Genomic DNA, 23,544 nt, shown 5'->3' with positions numbered 1-23,544 from the left:
CCGGTCCTTGCATAGCGCACTGGACGACCGCCACAAACGCTCGTCACAATCGTTATACGGCAGGAGTTTTCGGCCGAGGAGCGGATGTCTACTTCGAGGCTCTCGATTCTCTTCGCGGCACTCGGCAGAGCCACCGTGTGTCAGCGCGCTAATGCCGACTCGATTGCCTCGGTAGCCAGCTGCTTGGCGATTTTTCCGCCGTGTCCTTCGGACTCCACGATCTGTAGCCGGCTTCCCGGCCATGTCTTGTGCAGTCGCCACGGCGTGACGGACGGAGAATTCACGTCCCGTCGTCCGTGAATGAGGTATCCCTGGATGCCCGTGAGCTGACTTGCGCACTCGAGGATGCGATCGTCGCCTGTCAAGAAGCAGTCATGGGCCCAATAGTGGGTGAGCGAAGTTCTCCCGCGCTCGCGGATCTTCGTGAAGTTGCCCGGGCCGCCACGCTGAGATTCCTAGATGCTCGCGCAGCGCCTCGATGTCGGCGATAACCGCAGCGGTGTTGTTTTCATCGATGTTGTCGAGGTCGTCGATCGCCACGGTGTGCTGCGTCCACAACCTCGCTGATCGAGTCCGACAACCAGGTAACGGTCGGGTTTCCTGACATTTCCCAATATACTTGCGTGCCGTGCGGCCTGGCGAGCATCCCCCGACGAAAAGGCTCGCGCACAGTGTGCATCTGATAATCGTAGCGACAGCGAGTCGTGACCGCTCTCGTATCGAGACTCTGGAGGCGTAACGCTGGAGCAACATCCAGTTGCGCGAGCGCATCGGACACCTGCCGTAAACAATCGTTTTCGGCAGGCAATGGCTCGATCAGTGACCGACCGACGGGCTGTGCTTAGTAGATAGGCTTCGGTCATGTCGGTTCGAAGAGCAGCAGAGTCAGACCTCGATCGGTTGAGTGCCCTCAGCGTTGGAATCCAACAGCTGCACGCGGAAGGAAGACCCGACCTTTTCAGAGCGCCTGATCGCGAGGCACTGCGCACGTTCCTCGCCGATCAGCTGGCAAGCGGAGCGATAGTCCTCATCGCGGACCTCGACGGCACGGCCGCCGGCTACCTACTCGCAGAAATCAGTGCGCGGCCCGCGAATCCGTTCCGCCATGCGTCCAAGAGCCTGTACGTGCACCACATCGCGGTTGACCCTGCCATGCAGCGGCGGGGCATCGGTAAGCAGCTAATGGACGCTGCAGTCACTATCGGGCGCGCAGAGAACGTTGATGCTGTGAGACTCGATTCGTGGTCCTTCAACCACGACGCTCACACGTTCTTCGAGTCAGAAGGCTTCGCGCCACTCAACGTGGTCTTCGAGCGAAGACTTCTCTGAATGTCTTTGCCAGGTCTCAGCCCGACCGATGATTCTGAGCAAATCTAGACTGTGTTCATGCCCTCGATTAAACGCCTGGCTCTGATCGGCTCAGGGTCTGGCACCACTGCCGATGCTGTCGCGACCGCAACAGCGATCGAAGCCGAAGTAGCGATCATCATCGGCAACAACAGCAAATCAGGCATCTTCGACGTCGCGGCTCGGCACGGTATCCAAAACGTCCATCTCAGCGGTGTTACCCATCCCGATCCTGTCCTCCGGGACTCTTCGATGCTCGACGCGTTGAGTGAAGCACAGGTCGATCTGATCGTGCTGGCCGGATACATGAAGAAGATCGGCCCCCGCGTTCTTCGTGCGTATGAGCATCGGATCGTCAACACGCATCCGGCACTGCTGCCCGCCTACGGCTCAACCGGTATGTACGGCGACCGTGTCCATGAAGCCGTTCTACACGACAGGGCACCAACTACAGGTGCGACCGTTCATCTTGTGACCGAAGAATATGACGCGGGACCGGTTCTGGCGCAGGTACCTGTCCACGTTCTCGCAAGCGATGATGTTTCGTCATTGCGCGGGAGAGTCCAGCTCGCTGAGAAGAAGCTGCTCGTCGATTGGCTGAGTGACTGGGCGACCACCGGAAAGATCCTTCCGGCGGCAAGAGCGCCCGGGCATCAGTTGAACGAAACCTAGAGGGGGAGTTCCGTGATCTTGGATGAGCGCCGATGACACGTCGACGTTACGAGATTGTCAGCGCGTCCGAGCTGGGACTGCCTTTGCCTGAAGAGCCCCACAGAAGGCGGCGTTCACTTCCCGCTCGTTTGTCCCTCGTGGGTGGTGCCGTGCTTGCCATCGTGATTCTCGTGTGGGGCGGAGGCTTCGTCTTCCGATTCGTGACCTTTCCACCGTTCGACTCGGGGCGATGCTTCGTACTGTGGCCCACGTGGTGCGTGTCTCGATCCGAGGCGTGGATTGAGGAAAAGGCCAACCTGCAGTTGCCAGAAGGGTCGACGATTGTCGAGTCGGCCTCCTCGGAGGACTTCTTCAGCACCGGCATGTCCGCACTCGTGACGCTCCCGCCTGACACGGACGTCGAGCTAGGTTCTGGATACGCACAGTGCCTGTACCCCTCAACAACCTGCCTGTCAGACGACGAACGGGAGTATTTCGAATCACGCGACCTCACCCGGGACCGCAGCTTTGCCGACAAAGATGATCAACGTTCAGGCACGATTATCAGTTTCGGTCATGACGACGAAGGCACGGTGTGGGTATACATCAGGTCGCACGTGGAACCGTGAGCGAACCGCCCCGGAACGGGATCTAGATAACGCCGTCTGAGAGCGTGTTCGGGGTTCCGAAGCGGTGCGCCGTGATCGACACAGCCTGCTCGTGCAGATGCGGAAGCATCTCGACGCGGCCGGCCGACACGACCTCACCGCCGTAGACCGCGACGTCGGGCTTACCCTTCGATGCGGCATAGACGGCGGCTACCTCTGACTCACGTGATGCTCCGGCCACGATGCGAATGCGCTCGCTTGCCGAGGGTCCCTGCTTCGCAGCGAGGTCGGCGACGCGCTTCTGCCACGCCGCATTGTCTTCGAAGTTGATGGTCACGCCGCTGGCGCGCATCGCATTCATGATCCGCTCGGGAAGCGCGATCGGGGTGCTCACCGTCGGAGTCGCCTCAGCGGCGAGACCCGCCGCAACCGCGCGCACAACGTGGTGCAGCGGGGCGTCAGCGGCGACGCGGATCGTCACGTTGACGGGGCAGTAGCGCAGCATATTGCGTTCGACTCCGAGCTGAGAGGCGTCGCGCGCGATGCCGAACTCGTTCGCCCACGCTGTCGCGTCAGTGCCGAGCGCCGCCGTCAGCCAGTTGAGGTCGTCACCGGTGACTCCGGAACGCTCCGCTGCACCGAGCAGGGCGGCTGCCGGCACACGGGGTGAATGCGACGAGTCCGCGGGCGCGGCATCCGACCAGTCAACAAGGCCATGTAGGTAGTTGGGGCCGCCTGCCTTGGTGCCGGCGCCGATCGCGGACTTCTTCCAGCCGCCGAACGACTGGCGTCGCACGATCGCTCCCGTGATCCCCCGGTTTGCGTAGAGGTTGCCTGCCTGGATGCGGTCGAGCCACGTCGCGAGCTCGTCGCTGTCGAGCGAGTGCAGCCCGGTCGTGAGTCCGTACTCGATGTCATTCACGATATCGATCGCCTCGTCGAGCGTGTCAGCGGTCATGATGCCGAGGATCGGCCCGAAATACTCCGTGAGGTGGTACTCGGAACCGCGGCGCACGCCGTCACGCACCCCGGGGCTCCACAGCTTGTTCTCGCCGTTCTTGTCGAGAGCGAGAGGGCTGTCGCTTGCGAGCGGCTCGGGCTTGATCGCCCAGCTCTCGCCGGGGCCGAGCGTTGTGAGCCCGCGCAGCAGCTTGCCGGACGGCGCCGTGATCACGGGTCCCATCTGCGTGTCGAGGTGCTCGGGAGTACCGACCGTGAGGGACTGCACGGCATCGATCAGCTGGCTGCGGAATCGGCGTGATTTCGCGACAGAGCCGACGAGAATCACGAGGGATGCCGCGGAGCACTTCTGCCCTGCGTGCCCGAAGGCCGATTGCGCGACGTCTTTCGCTGCAAGGTCGAGGTCGGCGTTCGGTGTAACGATGATCGCGTTCTTGCCGCTGGTCTCGGCAAGGATCGGCAGATCCTGTCGCAGCGCGCGGAAGGTCTCTGCCGTCTCGTACGAACCGGTCAGGATCAGCCGGTCGACGCGCTCGTCTGCAACGAGCTTCGAACCCAGCTCACGGTCGGTAAACTGCGCGAGCTGCAAGACATCGCGGGGAACACCCGCCTCCCACAGCGCCTCCACCATCACCGCGCCAGTTCGGGCGGAGTTGGACGCGGGCTTGATGATGACGGATGCACCGGAGGCGAGAGCCGCAAGTGTGCCGCCCGCGGGAATCGCAATCGGAAAGTTCCACGGCGGAATCACGGCGACGAGCTTCTTCGACGTGTGGGTCGCGCCATCCACCTGTTCCAGCTGCTGACCGAGCATCGCATAGTAGTTGGCGAAGTCAATTGCTTCCGAAACCTCGGGGTCGCCCTGGTCGAGGGTTTTACCCGCCTCGGATCCGGCGACCTCGAGAAGGTCCGCCCTGTGTTCTTCGAGCTTCTCGGCCGCGCGGTAGAGGATGCGCGCGCGCTCGTCTGCCCCCAGTTCCTGCCAGGCGTCGGCCGCCGAAACTCCGCGCTCGATCGCGTCGTTGAGCGCGGCTTCGTCGCCGATGCGCGACGCCTCAACGGCATCCGTTCCCAGTGTCGACTCCACCATGCGGTTCGCAATCGCGCGCCCCCACGTGCGGTTTCCGACGAGGTCGGGGTCGGTGTCTGGAGTGTTGTCGAACTCGCCCTTCCGACCGGCTGCGATACGCGCCTCGATGCGTGTCTCGGCACCCTCGGCGTCGTACGAGCGGCGGTCCTGCTGGCGATTGGGCTTCGGCACATCGAATGATTCGACGTTGCCGTCACCGGTGATTGCCTCAAGGTCGGCGAGCGAGGCGAGGAAACGCTGCTTCTCGCGTTCGAACAGCGTCTCGCTTTCGTTGAGCTCGAAGACGGCAGACATGAAGTTCTCGTGGCTTGCGCCTTCTTCGAGTCGGCGAATCAGATACGAGATGGCGACATCGAACTCCTGAGGATGCACGACCGGCGTGTAGAGCAGAAGCGATCCGACGTCGCGCTTCACAACCTCCGCTTGGCCCGTGGCCATGCCGAGGAGCATCTCGAACTCGACGCCCTGCTCAGCGCCGCGCTTCTTCGCCAGCAGCCAGGCAAGCGCAACGTCGAAGAGGTTGTGACCGGCAACGCCGATGTGCACGTTCTTCACGCGGTCGGCGTGCAGCGCGTAGTCAAGCACCGCCTTGTAGCTGGTGTCTGAGCCCTGCTTCGAGTCCCAGATGGCTGCCGGCCAGCCGTGGATTGCTGCGTCGACGTGCTCCATCGGCAGGTTCGCGCCCTTCACGACGCGCACCTTGATCGGTGCTCCGCCGTCGGCGACGCGGCGCGCTGACCAGTCCTGCAGATGCATCATCGCGTCAAGGGCATCCGGTAGGTATGCCTGCAGCACGATTCCGGCTTCGAGCTGCTTAAACTCGGGGCGGTCGAGCATTCCCGTGAAGACGGCAAGGGTGAGGTCGAGGTCTTTGTACTCCTCCATGTCGAAGTTGATGAATTTCTGAGGACTCGCGGCCTTTGCCTGCTCGAGTAGCGGAGAAAGGTGATTCTGAATGCGCTCGACGGCCTCGTCGAAGGCCCAGTGGTTGTGCGGCGCGACGGTGGACGACACCTTGATCGATACGTAGTTGACGTCGGGTCGCGCGAGCAGCTCCTTTGTGCCCGCGATGCGCCTCTCGGCCTCGTGTTCGCCGAGAATCGCCTCGCCCAAGAGATTGATGTTGAGACCGACGTCGTGTTTCTTAATCTTCGCGATGGCCGGGCCGAGTTTTGAATCGGTCGCGTCGATGATGAGGTGGCTGACCATCTCGCGCAGCACCCGACGCGCAATGGGAACGACGATGTCGGGCAGCGGCTTGGCAAAGACGCCACCGAGGCCGATCGCTCCGCGCAGCGCCGCCGGAAGAAACTGCGGAGTGAGCGGCGTCAGCTCGCTGAGCTTTTTCGCAGCGGCACGCCGATCTTCCGGACGAATGACGCCGTCGACGAAGCCGACAGTGAACGCCAGGCCGTTGGGGTCACTGAGCACTCCGGCGAGCCTCTCGCCTGCGGCATCCTTGGGAATCTCCTCTGCCTCTTTCAACCACCGATGAACAAGCGCGATCGCTTCGTCGGCGAGATCTTGAGGGCGAGCCATGGCCTGCGCTTCGTGCGATGCGGAAGTTTTTGAGGAGCTCACGATGTGCCTTTCACGAGCGTGCGAGCGGCGATGCTCGCAGGTGATTACGGACGTCAGACTGCCAGTCTCGCCCCGCGCAAGCATGAAGTAAAGCGATGTTTTTTCACTCATATTCTGAAGCAAACCTGCAGAATATTACGGACGCTTCTGAAGCACGTGAGCGTGCAGATAGCGCCGCACACCCCAGTAAACGGCTACATAAATGCTACACTTGTAGCATGGCTGAGATAGCAGCACGAGAACTCCGGAATAGCACCGCCGAAGTCCTGCGACGAGTAGAAGCAGGTGAGCCCGTGACAATCACCTCCCGCGGTCGTCCAGTCGCAGAGCTCACACCGGTGCGTTCGGCGCGTCGAAGGCCAATTTCACGCGCAGACCTCACACGGCGCCTGAGCCGAACGCAGGCCGATTCTGGACTTCGCGAAGATTTGGCGTTGTTGGCTGGCGAGACCACTGACGACCTCGGCCCGATCCGCTGATGCGTCCTGCTGCGAAAGGCCTTCTCGACACGAGCGTGTTCATAGCCCTTGAGTCAGGTCGACCAATGAATGCCGAGATGCTGCCAGACCAGAGTGTTATCTGTCCGGTGACGATCGCTGAGTTGCAGGCCGGTGTGCTGAGTATCGCCGACGTCGACGTTCGCGCGCGACGGCTGTCCACGCTAGAGTCCACGATGGACATCGAATTGCTCGCGATTGATGCCGAAGTTGCAGCTCATTGGGCGCGCCTGAGAGTACATCTCGCCGAGAGCGGCCGCCGCGTCAACGTCAATGACCTCTGGATCGCGGCGACAGCGGCCGCCAACGGGGTTCCCATCGTGACGCAAGACGACGACTTCGATCCACTTGAGGGCGCTCATGGCGTTACTGTGATTCGCGTCTGACGATTCGGCTCGGCGTTCGAACGCTGTAGCGGCACAAGGTCTTCGGTGCCGATCTAACTCCAACCTTGGAAGTGGTGAAGCAGGTTCGGCAAAGAAAAACCCCGACTGCTTGCCGATTCTAGTTAGACAGAGGCGTACGCCGGGGACTTCACCGATCAGCATATCTCGATCGAGAGTTGGAGTCACTTGATTTTGTGCCCCGCCCAATTCGCTGCACTTGAGCGCTGGGTCCCCCGACGCACCTCGAGGCTCAGGGGACCCATTCTGACGACCAGTAGTCGGCCCGGATGCTGAGGAGGTCGCCCTTCGGCTCCGCCCACAACCAGATGGTTCGAGGATCAATCAGGTTGCCGGCGATCTTCGCTTGAGGATCTGCTCCGAGCTCACGAGCGAGATCCTCTGGCGTCGAACCGTCCGGCGGGCGCACTTCGATGAGCGACCAGCATCCGCCCGACCCGCAGTCGGTGATCACGTTGACGACTTGGCTGCCGCCAGGGAGCGGAATCGAAGAGGATGAGGGAACATCCCCTTCGGTGGCACCCGCGTACAGCCAGAAGACCCGTCCCACATAGACAAGTAGTAGTGCGCACACCACAATCATCAATACGGTGACCAGCCCGCGGCGACGCGTTCGTGTGCGCTCCATAGTTCACTGACGCTATCAAGACCCGCAGCCTGGACGATCGCCCGGATGCCGCTCACGCACGCGAGCGCGCGAGGAGGTACACGAAGTACGGCGCACCGATGATCGCCACAATGAGTCCCGCGGGGATCTGCGCTGGCGCGATGATCGTGCGCCCGAGCGCATCCGCCACCACGAGAAGCAGCGCGCCAAGCATCATGGCGACAGGGGCAACACGCGCATGGCGGCTGCCCACAAGGGCTCGAGCCGCATGCGGTGCGACGAGGCCGACGAATCCGACGACGCCGACCGCTGACACGCTCAGCGCAGCAAGCACGGCAGCTGTGATGAGCACCCCGAATCGCACACGCTCCCGCGCGACGCCGACAAGGCGTGGCGTGTCGTCGTCGAGTGAGAGCAGGTCGAGTTCGCGCCGCCACACAACGGCAAGCGGAATTGCAGCGACAAGAGCAATGCCCACCGGGAGAACCTCTGCCCAGCCCCGCCCATACGTCGAACCCGACAGCCACGTGAAGATCGCCGGCGTATCCCACGGGTTCGCGCGCACCAGGATGAACGTGGTGAGGGCGGTGAATCCGTACCAGAGCCCGATTCCGATGAGCACGAGCCGATCGGTGTTCATGCCACCGCGCCACGAGAGCGTGTAGACGAGGGCGAACGCCAGCAGGGCCCCGCCGATAGCCGCAGCCGTCATGACGACGCCGCCGCCGCCCGAGACCAACGTCACGATGATGACAGCGCCCAGCCCCGCACCGCCCGTGATGCCGAGAATGCCGGGCTCGGCGAGGGGGTTGCGAGCGCTCGCCTGCACGAACGTTCCGGCGAGCGCGAGTGCCGCTCCTGCGAGAAGGGCTGCAGTCACCCGCGGTGCGCGCCCATCGAGCGCGTGGGCGATCACGGGAGCCGCGTTGTTCTGCAGCCAGAGCGCGATGTCGCCGGTCAGCAGCCACCGTTCGCCCGCCAGCAGCGCGAGGACGACGGCGACAACGACGAGCACTGCGAGCGTAATGGCAATGACCGCGGTTCGACGAGATCCGTGCACGATTGTGCGAGCTGCACGGGGCTGTCGCGTCGGCCCGGAGTCGCGGGCACGCCGGGCTAGGAGCACGAGCACAAGTGCGCCGAGCAGCGTCGTCGTCACTCCGGTCGGCACCGCGATTGCGGCATCCGCCCCGATGATCGCGCGCAAAACAGCATCCGAGACGATCACAATGAGCGCGCCCACGAGCCCGGACGCGGGAATCATGACGACGTGCCTGTGCAGAACAGGGACGACCCGGGCAATAAGCCGTGTCACAACGGGAGCACATAGGCCGACAAAACCGATCGGGCCCGCGAGTGTGACGGCGGTGGCCGTGAGTACGACGGCGATCAGGATGCCGACGGACCGAGTCGTGCGAATCGGCACGCCGAGCACAGAGGCAGCGTCGTCGCCGAGCCCCAGCAGGTCGAGTCGTCTCGCCAGCAGCATCGCGAGACCCGTTGCCACAATGATGACCGGTGCGCAGCGCCCGGCGTTATCGAGGCCGAGTTGGCTGAGCGACCCGCTGCCCCACGCGAACAGGCTCGTCGTCTCTTCGGCAAAGAGAATGAGCAACGTCGACGTGCCGGCCTGAACGGCAAGTGCTGTGGCGGTTCCGGCCAGGATGAGCCGAGTTGTCGATGCCCCGGCGCCGCCGGCGAGGCTCATCACGAGTGCCGCCGCGAGCAGACCGCCGACGAAGGCGACGCCGCCGGAGGCCCACAACGGAACGGCGATGCCGAACGCGGCGACGGCGGTGACCGCGAAGTATGACCCGGCCGTGACCGCGAGCGTGTCCGGTGAGGCAAGCGCGTTGCGCGCAAGCGACTGGAAAAGCGCACCGGCAACTCCGAGGGCGATTCCCACGAGGATGCCCGCTGCGACGCGCGGCAGGCGAGACCCGAGCAGCACGTCCGCTGTGCTCACGCTGCTGTCGGCGACGCCGCCCGAAAGCATCCGGATCATGTCGGCAAAGCCGACGGCAGACGTTCCCTGCGTCATGTGCCACACTGCGGCGAGCGCAACGAGCACAGCGAGGCCGACGAGGGCTCCTGCGGCGCTGAACCCGCGGGCCAGAGCACCCGCACGCCGTGCACTGCCCGGCGACTGCGCGGCGGACGGTGCTGTGTCGGTGCGCTGCACGGGGGCCTATGCCGTGAGCAGCTCGACGTAGGCGTCGATTGCCTGCTCAGCAGAACGCGGTCCGCCAAATGTCCAAATGCCCGCGGGGAACGCATAGGTGTCGCCGTTCTCAACAGAGGGAAGCGACGTCCAGATCTCGTTGTCCGCGAGCAGATCGACGATGCTGTCTGACTCGGCGTCGTCCGTTCCGGTGTAGAACATCAGTGCGTCGCCCACCTCGACGAGACCCTCGACGTCGGTCTGACCGAGCCCGTAGGTCGGGTCGACCTCGCCCTCCCAGACGTTTGTGAGTCCGAGCTTCTCACCCAGCTCGCCAAAGAGCGAACCCTGGCCGAACGGTCTGATGGCGACGTTGCCACCCTGAACCCAACCGTCGAAGTAGACGAAGTCCGTCGTCGCCAGGTCGGCGTCGCCGACCGCGGCCTTCGCGTCGGCGAGCGCCGTGTCGAAGTCGTCAAGCACGGCGGCGGCGCGCTCACTACGGCCCGTCGCATCTGCGATGAGCGAGAATGTGTCTTTCATGTGCTGGATGGGGTCAGCAGCATCCGCCCCCACCGTCGCAAGCACCGGCACGTCGTATGCCTCAAGCTGCGAGACGATCTCGTCATCCGGCGACGACACCTCAACGATCACCAGGTCGGGATCGGCGCCGAAGATGGCGTCGAGGTTGGGCTCTTGCCGCGTGCCGACGTCGGCAACACCCTTGGGCAAGGCTTCGGCAGTGTCCCACGTGGAGTAGCCCTCGGCATCGGCCACAGCAACGGGCGTCACGCACAGGCTCAGCAAATCTTCGGTCTGCTGCCACTCGAGAACGGCAACGCGCTCAGCCGGTTTGTCGAGCTCAACAGTGCGACCGAGATCGTCGGTCAGCGACACAGCATCCGTCGTCGTTTCTGTCGTGTCGTTGTCACACGACTGTGAGACCGGATCCTGTGCGGCGTCGGCGCCGTCCGCTTCGACCGTCGTCGTGCCGCAGCCGGTGAGCGCGAGGGCGGTGAGAGCCGCAAAGGTGGTGACGGATGCTGTGGTGATTCGCCGTGGCATGGATCTACTTTCCGTGAAATGGGAGGGGTGTGGGGCGGATGCTGCGGCGGCAGCGTGACTTAAAGCGCGCGAGCCAGGCAGCGACGGGGCAGCGACTCGACGCGCATGAGCCCCGAATCGTCATCGAGGCGCGACACGATCGGAATGCCGTACACCTCAGAGAGCACTCCGGCGCCGAACACCTCTGCAGGCGAGCCTGTGGCACGCACGCGCCCCGCGCTCAGCAGCACAACGTGGTCGGCGACCGCTGCAGCGTGGTTGAGATCGTGCAGCACCACGCCCACTGCGGTGCCGTGGTCGTCGGCGAGCTCACGCATGAGGTCGAGAATCTCGACCTGGTAGCGAAGATCGAGGTGGTTCGTCGGTTCGTCAAGAAGCAGAACACCGGTGTCTTGCGCGAGACAGGTGGCAAGCCAGACGCGCTGCAGTTCGCCACCGGACAGTTGATCAACGGCGCGATCGGCCATGCGCTCGGTGCCTGTCAGCAGCAGTGCTTTGTCGATCGCGGCGCCATCGGCCTCGGTCAGGGCGGCGAAGCGGCGACGATGGGGGTGACGGCCGTAGGCGACGACATCCCGCACGCTGAGGCCAGACGGATGAGGCCGCGATTGGGAAAGCAGCGTGACCCGACGGGCGAACTCTCGTGCGCTCACGGCGCGGACTTCGCTCTGATCGTCTCCCACCCGGAGCCGCACGGTGCCTGACGTCACCGGGTGCAGCCGTGCCATCGAACGGAGCACAGTGGATTTACCGCTGCCATTCGGGCCGATCAACGCAGTGACGGCTCCCGGCGTGATTTCCAGAGACACGTCGTGCACAACGGCCTCACGCTCGTAGCTCAGCTCGAGATGCTCGGCTGCAAGTTCAATCGCTTCCACGTTAGCTGAGCCTAACCTAAACCTTTATCCAGCGCGAGGGGAAATCTGTGTCGCGCGGGGGCGTATACTCGGGCGCGTGTTAAGTTTCTCGTTCACTCCGCCCGTCGGGCGTTTGGAGGTTGCCGGCGTTCTGTCCGCCGGTTCGAGATAGTGCTGCCCTCGCGTCGGGGCACCAGTGTGTTTACTGCCATCGCGTAATGCTGGCAGTGCAGATGTTGACACTGCACGTTGTGACACTGGGCCCGTCGACGCACAGCGCGCCGGGCGCGGCTGATTGCCGCGGCATCCGGGTACACCATTGACAGATAAACAGGCGAGCGCCCGTCGGCGTCGTCAATACACAGTAGGGCTCTTTTATGCACTCGATCACGGAAAAGCAGATTCGCTCATCATTCATTAATGCGTCAAAGCGTGAACGCACGGCGCTGACGCTGCCCGAGAACGTCGACTCACTCGACTGGGATTCGCTCGACTTTCTCGGCTGGCGCGACCGCAAATTCCCCAAACTTGGCTATGTCGTCGCGCTAATCGACGACGAACCGATCGGCATCATGCTGCGACTGGCCGAGGGACGAACGCTCAGCCGCCCGCAATGTTCGTGGTGCGAAGACGTGCACCTTCCCAACGACGTCGTATTCTTCGTCGCGAAGCGCGCCGGTGACGCCGGGCGAAAGGGCGACACCATCGGAACGCTGTCGTGCGCCAACTTCGAGTGCAACGCGAACGTGCGCCGGCTGCCGCGAACTGCGTACGTGGGGTTCGACGTCGAGGGCGCGCGTCTTCAACGCATTGAGGCTCTGCGCAGCAATGTCACGCGATTCGTGACGTCGGTGCGCGACGGCAGCTGACGAGAGTCCTGCGGGCGGGCGCCGGAACGCTTTTCCGGTACCCGCCTCGCGTGTCAGGTCGTCGATGCCGAGTGCGAGGATGTCTCGGCGTGCGACATCGCGTCGTCAATGACTCCGTCGAACGCGGTGATGAGCCGCTCGAGTGCTGCCCGGTTCCCGACGATGTCCATGCCGCGCAGCTCGGCGTTCTGATAAAGCACGTTGGCCAGGTCAGACGAGTCCCCCGACACCGTGGCTTGCGCCTGACTCGAGTTGCCACGCTCGATCGAGAGATCTCGCCCCCAGTGAAGCCGGTAAACGTACGGCTCGCTCACTCGGGGGGTGCGCGCATCGACAAGGCGGAGCTCGATGTTCAGCGACGGGTCCATGGCAATCTTCGGCGCCATCGTGAGCATGGACTGGATGATCGCGTCGGGCGTGAGCCCGCACCCGGAGACGTCGCGCACCGGTGACCTCAGCGCCCATCGCCCCAGTGGCTCGAAGAGAGGCTGCAGCTCTTTAGCCCAGTCGGTCAGTTCATACACCGTTGCACTCGCCGGTGCGGGCAACGTCTCACGGTTGACCAGTCCGGATGCTTCGAGGTGCCGAAGCCTAGCCGTCAGAACAGCTGGAGTGATGCCGTGCACTGCCCCCTGAAGCTCGGCGAAGCGCTTGGGCGACAACATCAGTTCTCGCAGCACAGGGTAGGTCCATCGATCTCCCAGCAGTTCCATCGCGTGCGAGGTGGCACACGCATCTCCGTGAGACGCATAGGTGCGTGATGTTGGCATACTCCATCATTTCACTATGTACAACGAAGTGCGAACTATGATAAACATAGCTGCAGAAGGCAACGGCCTCGCCTATCACTGCCGATCCGCTCACAAGCAAGGAAGCTCAATGACTCAAGCACGTGATTCTGACCACGCTCACGGTGTCATCGACTCGGCCGATGGCACTCCCATCGCCTGGAGCAGACTCGGCTCCGGGCCCGACCTCGTGATGGTGCACTGTGTGGGCGTATCGCGGGAGACGACACCCCAGCCCACGCTCGTCGATGCTCTCGCGACGCACTTCACCGTGTGGAGCTATGACCGCAGAGGCAAAGGCGAGAGCGGCAATGCCCCGAGCTACGACGTGCAGCGCGAGGTGGAAGACCTCACGGCGATCATCGGCCTAGCGAGCGGCCCCGCCGCCGTCTACGGCTTTTCGTCAGGGGCTACCCTCGCGCTCATTGCCGCTGAAGCAGGGGCCCCGATCGAGCGCCTCACTCTGCTGGAACCGCCGCTTTATGATGAACCGGATCCCGACCACGAGTTCAGGGCCGAAGGCGAACGACGGCTCGCTGCCGGAAACGACGAGCTCCATCGATGGTTCCAAACCGACGTGGTCGGGGTGCCCGAAGACATCCTCGCCGACATGCTCCCCGCCCCAGAGGCCGTTCTCAAGGACGCCCCCTCGCTGCTGCACGAGCTCACGTTCCTCCCTGGCACCCCGGCGACGAGGTTCGCCTCGGTGAGCCAACCAACGCTGCTGATCGCCTCGGATGCGACGGTTCCCGAGATGCACGTCTGGGCCCGCGAATTGGAAGCCACGCTTCCTCACGCGCAGCGCGCTGTCTTGCCCGGCGAGTGGCACGGGGTCGATGACGCCACACTGGCGGAAAGCATCCGTGCTTTCGTCATCGATGACACCGTTGGTGCGGCCCCATCACGCTGAGCGCCGACCACCTGCGTCGGCACGCGCTACCCGGAGGTCAGCGGGAGATAACGTCACGCGTCACGGGGCACTCGCGGCGAAGGCCGTGACGAGGGCCTTGGCGAGCATGTGCGGAGCCTGTTGCGCGACGTAGTGGCCGACGTCATCAAACCGAACGGAGGCAACGTCTCCTGTGGCGACGCTGTTGAACGCTCCATGCGTAAAGCTACCGCCAGCTGAGCCAATCGCCGTCACGGGCATCGGCAGCGGCGCGTGCTGCGCGAGCGTACGCAGCTCGTCGCCCTCGGTGAGCATTCCGCGATACAGGCCCGCCGCGCCAGAAAATCCGCCTGGGCGCCCATAACTGCGGGCATACTCTGCGGCGTCATCGGAGGTCACCGCCGCTTCGGCAGCTCCGTAGAAAGGGTAGAGATACTCCCCGATAAAGGCTTCGGCGTGCTGCTCGAAGAGCAGACTGGCAATGCCGGGAGCCGCAAGGGCACCGATATACCAGGCACCCCCGTGTGTGACGTCTGCCAGTCCCTCAGCGCCGAAGCCGGCAAGCCCCGCCTCGATTGCCGTGAGACTCGAGACATTCTCGGGGTGAGTGGCGGCAAGCCGGAACACCGTACTGCCGCTGAGGTCTTGCCCGACGACATGCATCGGACCGACAGACAGATGCTCGATCAGGGCGTGAAGATCGGCAGCGGCGACCGCGCTCGAATAGCTGTCGTTTGCGACATCTGAGTCGCCGAAGCCTCGTAGATCCACAGCGAAAACACGGTGTGTGGCCGCAAGAAGCGGGATGAGCGCGCGAAATGCCCACCATGTTTCGGGGAATCCGTGAATGAGTAGCACCGGGGTGCCCTCGTCGCCGGCCGTGACGTAGTGCAGATGCGAGCCGTTCACGGCTGCCGTTGCGTGTCGAACACCGGCGATGGATGCCTTGTCAGAATTCATGATTTTCTCCTTCGAGAGCGCATTCAATACGACAACTAGGTTGTCATCTTTCATGAAAGTAAACAACGAGGTTGTCGATTTATTTCCCTCGCTACGATGGATGCATGTCTCGAGGTGGTGCTGATCTCGCTCTTCTGCTGCTCGGCGGTTTTCGGTTTATGGCAGATACAGCTACGGATCGACTTGCCGAGCGAGGGCACGCCGGCGTGAGGCCCGCACATGATTTCGCATTGCGTGCCATTGCTGCGGGTGCCGGGTCCGTCTCAGAGGTGGGACGACGCACATCGGTTTCCAAACAGGCCGCGGCCAAGACCGTAGCGTTTCTGGAAGAGAGCGGCTACGTCCGTCGCACTCCCGATCCCCGAGATCGCAGACGCGCACGATTGACCGTGACCGATCGCGGGAATTCGCTCATGAGCGAGGGCGAAGCGGTGTTCGACGAACTCCGCTCGGAGTGGGAAGCGCTCGTCGGTAGCGACCGCATCACCGATCTGCAGAGCGCTCTTGTGCGCCTGCTCGGTGCCGAGAACACGACCGTCGACGACATGACGAAGGACGTTCCGCCCGCGTAGCCGACACGCACTCCGGCGCGACAGGTGGCTGCGCGACGGACTATTTTGCGTTGCGCAACGTCGTGAGCGAAACAATGATCGCCACGACAACGAGCCCGGCACCCAGCCACGCCGTGATCGACGCACCACTGCTAAACGCCGTGATCGCGGCCTGGCTCAGGGCATCGCCCAGTTTCGCGGGCAGCTGTTCGGCCACCTTCATGGCTCCACCGAGGGTCTCGGTCGCTGCCGCGGCATCCGCCCCTGGCACCCCCGCCGGAATGACGATGTGATTGCTGTACGACGCCGTGAGAACTGTGCCGAGCGTTGCAACGCCCAACACGGAGCCGAGCTCGTACGCCGTCTCGGACAACCCCGATGCCGCGCCGGCCTTCGACGCGGGCGCATTCGCGAGAATGAGGTCGTTCGACACCGTCTCGGCCGCGCCGACGCCGATGCCGAGCGCCACGACGGCGAGCGCAATGCCCAGTGCGCTCACGCTGCCGCCCTGCACGGCGATGCTGCCGTAGCAGAGCACGGAGAAGACGAGTGCGCACGCGATGACGATGCTCGGGCGCACGCGACGCGCGATCGGCACCACAAGGAGCCCCGCCGTGATCATGACGGCGAGCCCGGGCACAAGCACGAGGCCCGCGTTCATCGGCGACATTCCCAGCACGAGCTGCAGATGCTGGGTGATGAAGAACAGCCCGCCGACGAAAGCGATGATGCTGAACAGGTTAATGACGATTGCCCCACTGAACGCCGGGATTCTGAACAGCGAGACGTCGAGCATCGGATGCTTGAGCCGCAGCTGGCGGCGTACGAAGAGCAATCCGAACACGGACGCGCAGATGATGGTGCCGACCGCAAACGCGTCGATTCCAGCATCCGCCGCGTGCTTGATCGACCACACGAACGGCACCATCGTGAGCAGCACGAGGAGGGCGCTCAGCAGGTCGATTGGTGTGTCGACGGGGTCTTTTGATTCGCGCACGATGATCGGAAGAAGAATGAACAGCGGAAGCAGCACGGGCACCGAGAGCAGAAAGATCGACCCCCACCAGAAGTGTTCGAGCAAAAACCCGCCAGCGATGGGGCCGAGGGCACCGCCTCCCGCGAACGCACTTCCCCATATCGCTACAGCGAGGCGTCGCTGTTCTCGGTTGACGAAGAGGTTGCGCAGCAGAGAGAGTGTCGACGGCATCAGCGTCGCGCCGAAGAGGCCGAGCGCAGCCCGCGCGGCAATCAACGCTTCAGCAGAGGGCGAATAGGCGGCCAGAATCGACATGAGACCGAATCCTGCGGCACCGATGAGCAACAGCTTGCGGCGGCCGACGCGGTCGCCGAGGCTCCCCATAGAGACAAGCAGTCCCGCGAGCACGAGCGGATAGACGTCGATGATCCACAGCAGTTGCGTGCCCGTCGGCAGCAGCGCCTCGGAGATCTGCGGCAGCGCGAAATTGAGGATCGTGTTGTCCACAGAGATGAGCAGCACGGGCAGCATGAGCACGGCAAGACCGAGCCACTCGCGGGCCCCGGCCCGCGGCTCGACGTTCAGCTCTGCAGTCATCATGTCATCCTCCGATCGACAACTGTACCGTCTGGACGGTACAGTGACAATATGTCCTCCTCGACTGACAGCGCTCACACAGCCGACCGACTGCTCGACGCGTACTCCGCCCTGCTCATCGAGGGCGGCGAGAAAGCAGCGACTCTGGATGCTGCCGCCGCGCGTGCCGGGGTCTCGAAAGGCGGGCTGCTCTACCACTTCGGCTCGAAAGACGCTCTCGCGCGGGGGGTCATCGACCGCCTCGCCAGGTTTGTCGACGAGGACGTCGCGGCAATGGCCGCCGACCCCGAGGGCCCCGTCGCCTTCTTCATTCGCACGTCAACCGAGACGGGAACGGCGTTCGATTCGGCGTATAACGCCACGGTGGCTCTGGCTCAAAGCGGTGATTCGTCGGCGACTGCCGCGATCGCCGAGACCCGGGCGCGCTGGCACGCCGCACTCATGCCGGAGGTGAACGACGCCGATGCGGCATCCGCCCTGATCTTCATGAGTGACGGTTTGTATCTCGCCAGCGCCAACCCTGAGTCCTACCCCGCGATCGACCGCGGCTCGGCGTCAGACTTCGCCGAGCGGATGCTGTCGGTCGCCCGCCGCTTCACAGGCCGTTGAAGTCCTGCCAACTCCGGGCAGTGGCCTTCTCCGACCGCGACCGCAGTCTCGCTTCAACACAGCTGATCATGATGGCAGCCACAATGCTAGCTGGAATCGCCAAGACGGTGCCGACGAAAATAAAGGCCTCTCCCCCTGTAGATCCAGACGACGTGAGCTTGTCGACGATTGTCACCACGACTCCGAGCACGAAGACCCCGGCAGCCGCGCCGAGAGCGCCCACCCCGATCCGCACAGTCTCTGACTTTCTCACGTGCCGCTCTAACGCGAAGCCCGAAACCAGCGCTCCGAGTACCGCCGAAAGTGCAACAACCGCACCGATCGTCCCGTACATAGCCGCTCCGAATAATGCCACCCCGATCGACGCGAAGAGTGCAAGGTAGGTGACCACACCAAGTACCGCGCCCAGCGGCAGCGCGATGACCATGATGGCCCAATACCTTCGCAGCGCCTCCATGCGATCATGCTACCGACACGGGGCACATTGCTCGCCGGCCTTACCAGAGGTTTAAGCACGCGTGCTCAGTGTCCACTGACCAACAGAGACAAGAATGGAACCATGACGACTCCTCCCAATTCAGCCACGGATACGACTCCCGCAGCGCGTCGTCGCGGAATTCAGCACGCACTCACCGTCGTTCGCACCGAGCAGCTCACTCCGCACCTCGTGCGCGTGCACCTGGGCGGCGACGGTTTTGACGCCTACATTTCCGACGCGGATCCGGCACGACTCGCCGCCACCGACACCTACTCGAAACTGCTCTTCGCCAAGCCGGAGCTCGGGCTGACACCGCCGTACGATCTTGAGCAGTTGCGCGAGACGCTTCCCCTCGAAGATCTTCCTGTCCGCCGCACCTACACGATCCGTTCGATCGATGAAGCCGCGAAGACACTCGCCATCGACTTCGTCGTGCACGGCAGCGACGGCATCGCCGGCCCGTGGGCCGCAGCGGCGATGCCGGGCGACGTCGTGTCGCTGTCCAGCCCGGGCGGGCAGTTCTTGCCGAGCCAAGATCCGTCGGTACAGCGCCTCATTCTGGGCGACGACTCCGCGGTTCCCGCGATCGCCGCAGCACTCGAGGCCATGCCGGCGGATGCTGTCGGGCGCGCAATCATCGAGGTCGGCGACGCGCGCGACGAGATCGCGCTCACGCATCCGGCGGGGGTCGAGGTGACGTGGCTTCACCGCGCTGGTGCCGAGCACGGCATCCCGCTTATTGAGGCTGCCCAGTCCCTTCCCCGGCCCGAGGCGACCACTGACCCGGATGCTGTGATCGAGGTCTTCGCCCACGGGGAGCGCGCTGCCATGAAGCAGCTGCGCCGACTTCTGCACAACGAGTGGGGCATCGATCGCCGTGCGCTGTCGCTCTCAGCATATTGGGCACTCGGACGCGCCGAAGACGGCTTCCAGGCAGAGAAGCGCGAACCTGTCGGCAAAATCTTCGACGAGTAGGGCGTTTGCCTCATGCCTCAGTTGAGCAGGTCCGGCCGAAACCGCACACCCTCACGGGGCATGCGTAGCAGATCGCTGAGTACACGCGTGATCACGGCCAGATCGCTCTCCGAGTAGCGCATGAGCAGCGTTGCCAGCCCGTCACCCATCTGCTCATGCAGACTGCGGTGCGCGCGCTGAATTTCCTCTCCCACTTCGGTCAAACGCAGATGCACTTCTTTGCGGTTGCCTTCCCGTCGATGGCGCACGACGGCTCCCCCGTCGACAAGTCGCTGCACGATCTTCGACACCGTCCCCTTCGGAACACCGGTCGCCCGGGAAATGCCGACGATGTTCACCGACTCGCCAGCGTCGTCAGGAATCCGGGCGATCAAATGCAGCGCCTGCACGGTGATCGTGGCGAGAACCTGCTGAGCCTCAGGTGAGCACTGGTCGCGCATCCACTTCTGCTCATCAATGTCTTCTTCGCTGAAACGAGCGCTGAGCTTCTCGACGAGCTCTCCGATCTGTTCGATCGACTCGCCTTTGGTTTTCATGAAAACCATCTTGCCATCTCGCTCACAGTGACTTATTGTTTCTTTGGAAACCAAAAGTTCAAGGAGACAGTCCTATGAAGGCAGCAGTCATCGATGCTCTCGGCCACACGCCCGTATGCCGCGAGGTCGAGGAACCCTCGGCGCCCGAGGGTTGGGTTGTCGGTCGCGTGCGCGCCGCGGCGATCAAGAACATCGAACGGATGCTGGCAGCGGGCACACACTATGGAAGTGGGCATATGGCTCTGCCCGCACAGATTGGACTCGATGCCGTCGTCGAGCTCCCGGACGGTCACCGTGTCTACACTGGCGCGACACCGCCCGCCGGAGCGATGGCTGAACGGATGGCCGTGAACCCTGCACAGGTCATCGAGGTTCCCACCAGCGTTGATGATGCCGTAGCAGCCGCGTTGCCGAACGCGGCAATCTCCGCCTGGTTTGCTCTGGAGTACGCCGGACAGATTCAGACGGGGCAATCCGTGCTCGTTCTCGGCGCTACGGGAGTGACCGGTGGCCTCGCCGTACAGCTGGCTACACAGCAATTCGGCGCGGACCACGTCGTTGCCGTCGGGCGCGACGAAGCGCGACTCGAACAGCTGCGCACACGCGGTGCTGACAACGTCATTCGCATCGACAATGAGGCCACCGGGCTGGCAGATGCTGTCAGGGCTCTCCATGCCGAGCATCCCTTCGACCTCGTTCTGGACTATCTGTGGGGGTCTCCAGCCGAACAGACGCTGCGCGCGCTGGCAAACGACGACCTCGCGGCGACTTTCCATCGCACTCGTTTTGTGCAGATCGGGGAGACGGCTGGGCCGACGCTGACCCTGCCTGCGTCTGTGATGCGCAGCGCGGGGATCGAGCTCGTGGGGCAGGGCGGCGGCAGCGTTCCGCGCGAGGCGTTCGGACGCGTCATGACCGAGATTCTTCCGGCGCTCTTCGACATGCTCAGTGCCGGAACCCTCACGCTCGAGACTCGCACGATGCCCCTCGATCAGGTCGAATCTGCGTGGACGCAGGCGACTGCATCCGGCGAGCGCATGGTAATCATTCCGTGATCAGCGCACGCGACGGCCGTGCGCGAGGTCGATCAGATGCGGCAGCACGTCGCCCGAACGCAGACCGTTGTGCTCGTTCTCGCTCGAGATGAACGGCGTCACACCTGGCAGCATCCGCAATGTTTCGAGCGAGTACTCCATCGGAACATAGATGTCATTCGCGTACACTGCCGCAGCGCCGCGGGCCCCGGATGCTGTCAGCGCCGCCTCGTCGTACAGGCGAGGCCACTCCACATGCGCGAGGATGTCCACGACCTCCCGCCACGGCTGCAACGCCGGCACCGTATCTGCCCACTCGCGCCGAACGTGCTCACCCGTGAGCAGCGTCACGTCGCTCTGGAACTCCTCCGGCATGGCGCGCTCGGCCGACCAGTTCGTCACCACACCGTCCGCGTAGCAGGACTCGTGGAACACGTAGTAGAGAGGATTGCGGCCCGAGAACGGCAACGCGGACGCAAGATCATAGCGGAACGCGTTCGTTGCCGGATCCCGCTCCAGCAGGCTCCACAGCGTCTGCCACCCCTCGTTGGTGCCGAGCAGCATCCCGAGAGATCGCAGTCGCGAGACCGACACCACTTCGCCGTCCGGGAGCACGATCTCACCAGCATCCGCCCGCTCTGCCAGGCGCCGGAACGCGTCACGATGCTCGGGGAATCGCCGATAGTACTGCAACGTCGCGTCGCGCACCGTGTCGTATGTGAGCGCATAGGGCTCGTCTGGGTGATGCCCGACGGCGCTCACGCCTCCCGTGAAGTATGCGTGCTCGATCGACGACGCGTGCGTCGAGAGGTACGTCAGTGTCGTGAATCCGCCGAACGACTGCCCAAGCACGCTCCAGGTCTCGGCGCCCAGGTGTTCGCGCACCGCTTCGCAGTCGCGCACGATGGAGTCCGCCCGCAGGTGCGTGATGTGCTCGGCGAGGGATGCTGCGGGGCGCTGCAGATCTCCATCGCCGATCGGTGTCGAGCGGCCCGTTCCGCGCTGGTCGAGCATGACGACACGGTAGTCCTTCAGCGCATCGTCGAGCCACGACGGCCCGACGGGGTCGCGGAACGGTCGCGGCGCCTCACTGCCGGGACCGCCTTGCAAGAAGACCAGGTACGGCAGGTGCTCACCACCGTCACGCGACACCACGGCGGCGAACACGTCGATCGTGCGCGAATCGGCGGTGTCGTCCCACACCAGCGGAACGGTGAGCGTGTGCTCGTGAACGGTCAGATCCAGCATGCGTCGCGTCGTCACGGTCATGCTACAAGCCTACGCGGCGGCGCGGTCGGCACGGGGCGAGCGGCGCGACGTCACACGGTCAGCAGAACCTTCGTCGCACGCCGCTCGTCCATAGCCGCATAGCCCTCGGCAGCACGGTTGAGCGGCAGTGTCATGTCGAACACGTCTCCCGGAGTGATGGCGCCGCTCATGACCAGCTCGATGAGCTCGGGCAGAAACCGCCGCACCGGCGCCGGCCCGCCATGCAGGTGCACGGCAGAGAAAAAGAGCTTGTGCCCGGGCAGCTCCACACCGTGCGACACTCCGACAAAGCCCACGTGGCCACCGGCGCGCGTAGAGCGGATCGCCTGCATCATCGACTCCTGCGTTCCCACCGCCTCGATTGTCGAGTGCGCACCGAGTCCGTCCGTCAGCTCGCGAATCCGGCGAGCGCCGGCATCCCCTCGCTCGTCAACGATGTCTGTCGCACCGAACTTTCGCGCCAACTCCTGACGGTCGGCATGCCTGCTCATGGCGATGACGCGCTCCGCGCCCAGGCGACGTGCCGCGAGCACGCCGAGCAACCCGACAGCGCCGTCACCGACGACAACCACGGTCTTGCCCGGCCCTGCCTCCGCTGCGACGGCAGCAAACCAGCCGGTGCCCAGAACATCGGATGCCGCGAGCAGCCCGGGAATCTCGGCGGCCGTGGGCTGGCGCGACGTCGCGACGAGCGTGCCGTCGGCCAGCGGAATGCGCGCGTATTCCGCCTGTGTGCCGATCCCGCCCATCGGCACAACGTGCACACAACGGCTCTGGTAGCCGGCGGCGCAGATCTCGCAGGTGTTGTCGCTTGCCATGAACGAGCCGACGACGAAGTCTCCGGGCTTCACCGTTGTGACGGCGCTCCCCACCGTTTCGACCACTCCCACGTACTCGTGCCCCATCGGCATCGGCTTGTCTGAGGTGTCGATGCCACGGTACGGCCACAGGTCCGAGCCGCACACGCATGTCGCCGCAATCTTGATGACGGCGTCTGTCGGCACCGTGATCGTGGGCTTCTCGCGCTCCTCGACGCGCACGTCGCCTGGGCCGTGCATAATCACTCCGCGCATGTGTTCTCCTCATTCGTCGTCTTCTCAGCGTACGCCGGGCATCCGTGCACAATTTCAGAGACCTCCGACCATCGATTAGTCGGTTCCGCATGTTGCCGCTGAGCCAGTCGCT

General features: G+C 63.9%; 25 protein-coding genes. 11 read left to right on the top strand and 14 right to left on the bottom strand.

The genetic code is table 11. The features are described from left to right. Window positions 1-140: 140 nt before the first annotated feature. Window positions 141-365 carry an alpha/beta fold hydrolase gene (locus tag HCR76_RS17490; RefSeq protein WP_244971441.1) on the bottom strand — a complete coding sequence of 75 codons (225 nt, stop codon included), beginning with the start codon at window positions 363-365 and terminating at the stop codon, window positions 141-143. A 7-nt stretch (window positions 366-372) separates the two neighbouring features. Continuing rightward, complete coding sequence (locus HCR76_RS17485; RefSeq protein ID WP_244971440.1) at window positions 373-540, bottom strand: hypothetical protein; 168 nt, start codon at window positions 538-540, stop codon at window positions 373-375. Window positions 541-861: 321 nt separating this feature from the next. Here HCR76_RS17485 and HCR76_RS00530 point away from each other — a divergent pair, with 321 nt between their 5' ends. From HCR76_RS00530 to HCR76_RS00520, 3 genes are read left to right on the top strand one after another with little or no spacing between them, the layout of a single operon-like run. Further along, window positions 862-1,329, top strand: coding sequence for a GNAT family N-acetyltransferase (locus HCR76_RS00530; RefSeq protein WP_166985924.1), 468 nt, complete (start codon window positions 862-864; stop codon window positions 1,327-1,329). A 57-nt stretch (window positions 1,330-1,386) separates the two neighbouring features. Continuing rightward, window positions 1,387-2,019, top strand: coding sequence for a formyltransferase family protein (locus HCR76_RS00525; RefSeq protein ID WP_166985926.1), 633 nt, complete (start codon window positions 1,387-1,389; stop codon window positions 2,017-2,019). A gap of 32 nt (window positions 2,020-2,051) precedes the next feature. Continuing rightward, window positions 2,052-2,627: a hypothetical protein gene (locus tag HCR76_RS00520; protein ID WP_166985929.1), complete on the top strand. Its 576-nt coding sequence runs from the start codon at window positions 2,052-2,054 to the stop codon at window positions 2,625-2,627. 22 nt (window positions 2,628-2,649) lie between these two features. Here the strand turns inward: HCR76_RS00520 and HCR76_RS00515 are convergent, their stop codons facing one another. Then, complete coding sequence (locus HCR76_RS00515; RefSeq protein ID WP_166985932.1) at window positions 2,650-6,195, bottom strand: proline dehydrogenase family protein; 3,546 nt, start codon at window positions 6,193-6,195, stop codon at window positions 2,650-2,652. A 260-nt stretch (window positions 6,196-6,455) separates the two neighbouring features. Here HCR76_RS00515 and HCR76_RS00510 point away from each other — a divergent pair, with 260 nt between their 5' ends. Both HCR76_RS00510 and HCR76_RS00505 read left to right on the top strand, forming a co-directional pair. Further along, a complete protein-coding gene (locus HCR76_RS00510; RefSeq protein WP_166985934.1) occupies window positions 6,456-6,716 on the top strand; it encodes a type II toxin-antitoxin system Phd/YefM family antitoxin in 261 nt (86 codons plus the stop codon). Next, window positions 6,716-7,120 (top strand): type II toxin-antitoxin system VapC family toxin, encoded by a 405-nt coding sequence (locus tag HCR76_RS00505; RefSeq protein ID WP_166985937.1) that lies wholly within the window; start codon window positions 6,716-6,718, stop codon window positions 7,118-7,120. Before HCR76_RS00510 ends, HCR76_RS00505 begins: the two co-directional genes overlap by 1 nt. A 250-nt stretch (window positions 7,121-7,370) precedes the next feature. Here the strand turns inward: HCR76_RS00505 and HCR76_RS00500 are convergent, their stop codons facing one another. Genes HCR76_RS00500 through HCR76_RS00485 form a run of 4 tightly spaced genes read right to left on the bottom strand, consistent with a single transcriptional unit; the run spans window position 7,371 to window position 11,849 of the window. Next, a complete protein-coding gene (locus tag HCR76_RS00500) occupies window positions 7,371-7,766 on the bottom strand; it encodes a hypothetical protein (RefSeq protein WP_166985939.1) in 396 nt (131 codons plus the stop codon). 52 nt (window positions 7,767-7,818) lie between these two features. Continuing rightward, on the bottom strand, window positions 7,819-9,927 hold the full coding sequence (locus HCR76_RS00495; protein WP_166985942.1) for an iron ABC transporter permease: 2,109 nt from the start codon (window positions 9,925-9,927) through the stop codon (window positions 7,819-7,821). Window positions 9,928-9,933: 6 nt separating this feature from the next. Continuing rightward, window positions 9,934-10,971 (bottom strand): ABC transporter substrate-binding protein, encoded by a 1,038-nt coding sequence (locus HCR76_RS00490; protein ID WP_166985945.1) that lies wholly within the window; start codon window positions 10,969-10,971, stop codon window positions 9,934-9,936. Between the two features lie 59 nt (window positions 10,972-11,030). Further along, the gene (locus tag HCR76_RS00485) at window positions 11,031-11,849 is read right to left on the bottom strand and encodes an ABC transporter ATP-binding protein (RefSeq protein WP_198248106.1); all 819 of its coding nucleotides are present in this window, start codon (window positions 11,847-11,849) and stop codon (window positions 11,031-11,033) included. Window positions 11,850-12,205: 356 nt separating this feature from the next. On the opposite strand from HCR76_RS00485, the gene HCR76_RS00480 reads away from it, so the two are divergent. Further along, window positions 12,206-12,697 carry an FBP domain-containing protein gene (locus HCR76_RS00480; protein WP_166985948.1) on the top strand — a complete coding sequence of 164 codons (492 nt, stop codon included), beginning with the start codon at window positions 12,206-12,208 and terminating at the stop codon, window positions 12,695-12,697. A 53-nt stretch (window positions 12,698-12,750) separates the two neighbouring features. Here HCR76_RS00480 and HCR76_RS00475 read toward each other — a convergent pair whose 3' ends face one another. Further along, on the bottom strand, window positions 12,751-13,467 hold the full coding sequence (locus HCR76_RS00475) for a winged helix-turn-helix transcriptional regulator (RefSeq protein ID WP_166985951.1): 717 nt from the start codon (window positions 13,465-13,467) through the stop codon (window positions 12,751-12,753). 109 nt (window positions 13,468-13,576) lie between these two features. Here HCR76_RS00475 and HCR76_RS00470 point away from each other — a divergent pair, with 109 nt between their 5' ends. Next, the gene (locus tag HCR76_RS00470) at window positions 13,577-14,395 is read left to right on the top strand and encodes an alpha/beta fold hydrolase (RefSeq protein WP_166985954.1); all 819 of its coding nucleotides are present in this window, start codon (window positions 13,577-13,579) and stop codon (window positions 14,393-14,395) included. A 60-nt stretch (window positions 14,396-14,455) separates the two neighbouring features. Here HCR76_RS00470 and HCR76_RS00465 read toward each other — a convergent pair whose 3' ends face one another. After that, window positions 14,456-15,334: an alpha/beta fold hydrolase gene (locus tag HCR76_RS00465; protein ID WP_166985957.1), complete on the bottom strand. Its 879-nt coding sequence runs from the start codon at window positions 15,332-15,334 to the stop codon at window positions 14,456-14,458. Between the two features lie 104 nt (window positions 15,335-15,438). On the opposite strand from HCR76_RS00465, the gene HCR76_RS00460 reads away from it, so the two are divergent. Next, window positions 15,439-15,906 carry a MarR family winged helix-turn-helix transcriptional regulator gene (locus HCR76_RS00460; RefSeq protein ID WP_166985960.1) on the top strand — a complete coding sequence of 156 codons (468 nt, stop codon included), beginning with the start codon at window positions 15,439-15,441 and terminating at the stop codon, window positions 15,904-15,906. A gap of 40 nt (window positions 15,907-15,946) precedes the next feature. Here the strand turns inward: HCR76_RS00460 and HCR76_RS00455 are convergent, their stop codons facing one another. Further along, entirely contained in the window at window positions 15,947-17,461 is a 1,515-nt protein-coding gene (locus tag HCR76_RS00455; RefSeq protein WP_166985963.1) for an MFS transporter, read from the bottom strand. 48 nt (window positions 17,462-17,509) lie between these two features. On the opposite strand from HCR76_RS00455, the gene HCR76_RS00450 reads away from it, so the two are divergent. Further along, a complete protein-coding gene (locus HCR76_RS00450; RefSeq protein WP_166985966.1) occupies window positions 17,510-18,067 on the top strand; it encodes a TetR/AcrR family transcriptional regulator in 558 nt (185 codons plus the stop codon). Here HCR76_RS00450 and HCR76_RS00445 read toward each other — a convergent pair. Next, window positions 18,054-18,524: a hypothetical protein gene (locus HCR76_RS00445; RefSeq protein ID WP_166985969.1), complete on the bottom strand. Its 471-nt coding sequence runs from the start codon at window positions 18,522-18,524 to the stop codon at window positions 18,054-18,056. The genes HCR76_RS00450 and HCR76_RS00445 overlap by 14 nt on opposite strands. Window positions 18,525-18,626: 102 nt before the next feature. Between HCR76_RS00445 and HCR76_RS00440 the strand changes: the two genes are divergently transcribed. Then, window positions 18,627-19,520 (top strand): siderophore-interacting protein, encoded by an 894-nt coding sequence (locus tag HCR76_RS00440; RefSeq protein ID WP_166985972.1) that lies wholly within the window; start codon window positions 18,627-18,629, stop codon window positions 19,518-19,520. A 17-nt stretch (window positions 19,521-19,537) separates the two neighbouring features. Here the strand turns inward: HCR76_RS00440 and HCR76_RS00435 are convergent, their stop codons facing one another. Then, complete coding sequence (locus tag HCR76_RS00435) at window positions 19,538-20,056, bottom strand: MarR family winged helix-turn-helix transcriptional regulator (RefSeq protein ID WP_198248105.1); 519 nt, start codon at window positions 20,054-20,056, stop codon at window positions 19,538-19,540. Window positions 20,057-20,130: 74 nt separating this feature from the next. Between HCR76_RS00435 and HCR76_RS00430 the strand changes: the two genes are divergently transcribed. Continuing rightward, window positions 20,131-21,111, top strand: coding sequence for a quinone oxidoreductase family protein (locus HCR76_RS00430; RefSeq protein ID WP_166985978.1), 981 nt, complete (start codon window positions 20,131-20,133; stop codon window positions 21,109-21,111). On the opposite strand, the gene HCR76_RS00425 is transcribed toward HCR76_RS00430, so the two are convergent. Together HCR76_RS00425 and HCR76_RS00420 are read right to left on the bottom strand one after the other, a co-directional pair. Next, window positions 21,112-22,359, bottom strand: coding sequence for an alpha/beta fold hydrolase (locus HCR76_RS00425; protein ID WP_166985981.1), 1,248 nt, complete (start codon window positions 22,357-22,359; stop codon window positions 21,112-21,114). 50 nt (window positions 22,360-22,409) lie between these two features. After that, the gene (locus HCR76_RS00420; protein WP_166985984.1) at window positions 22,410-23,432 is read right to left on the bottom strand and encodes a zinc-dependent alcohol dehydrogenase family protein; all 1,023 of its coding nucleotides are present in this window, start codon (window positions 23,430-23,432) and stop codon (window positions 22,410-22,412) included. Window positions 23,433-23,544 lie beyond the last annotated feature (112 nt).

Source organism: Paramicrobacterium chengjingii (assembly GCF_011751765.2).
GTDB classification, from domain to species: Bacteria; Actinomycetota; Actinomycetes; order Actinomycetales; family Microbacteriaceae; genus Paramicrobacterium; species Paramicrobacterium chengjingii.
The sequence above is the reverse complement of the archived record's forward strand: the minus strand, read 5'-3'. Positions and strand labels throughout refer to the sequence as shown.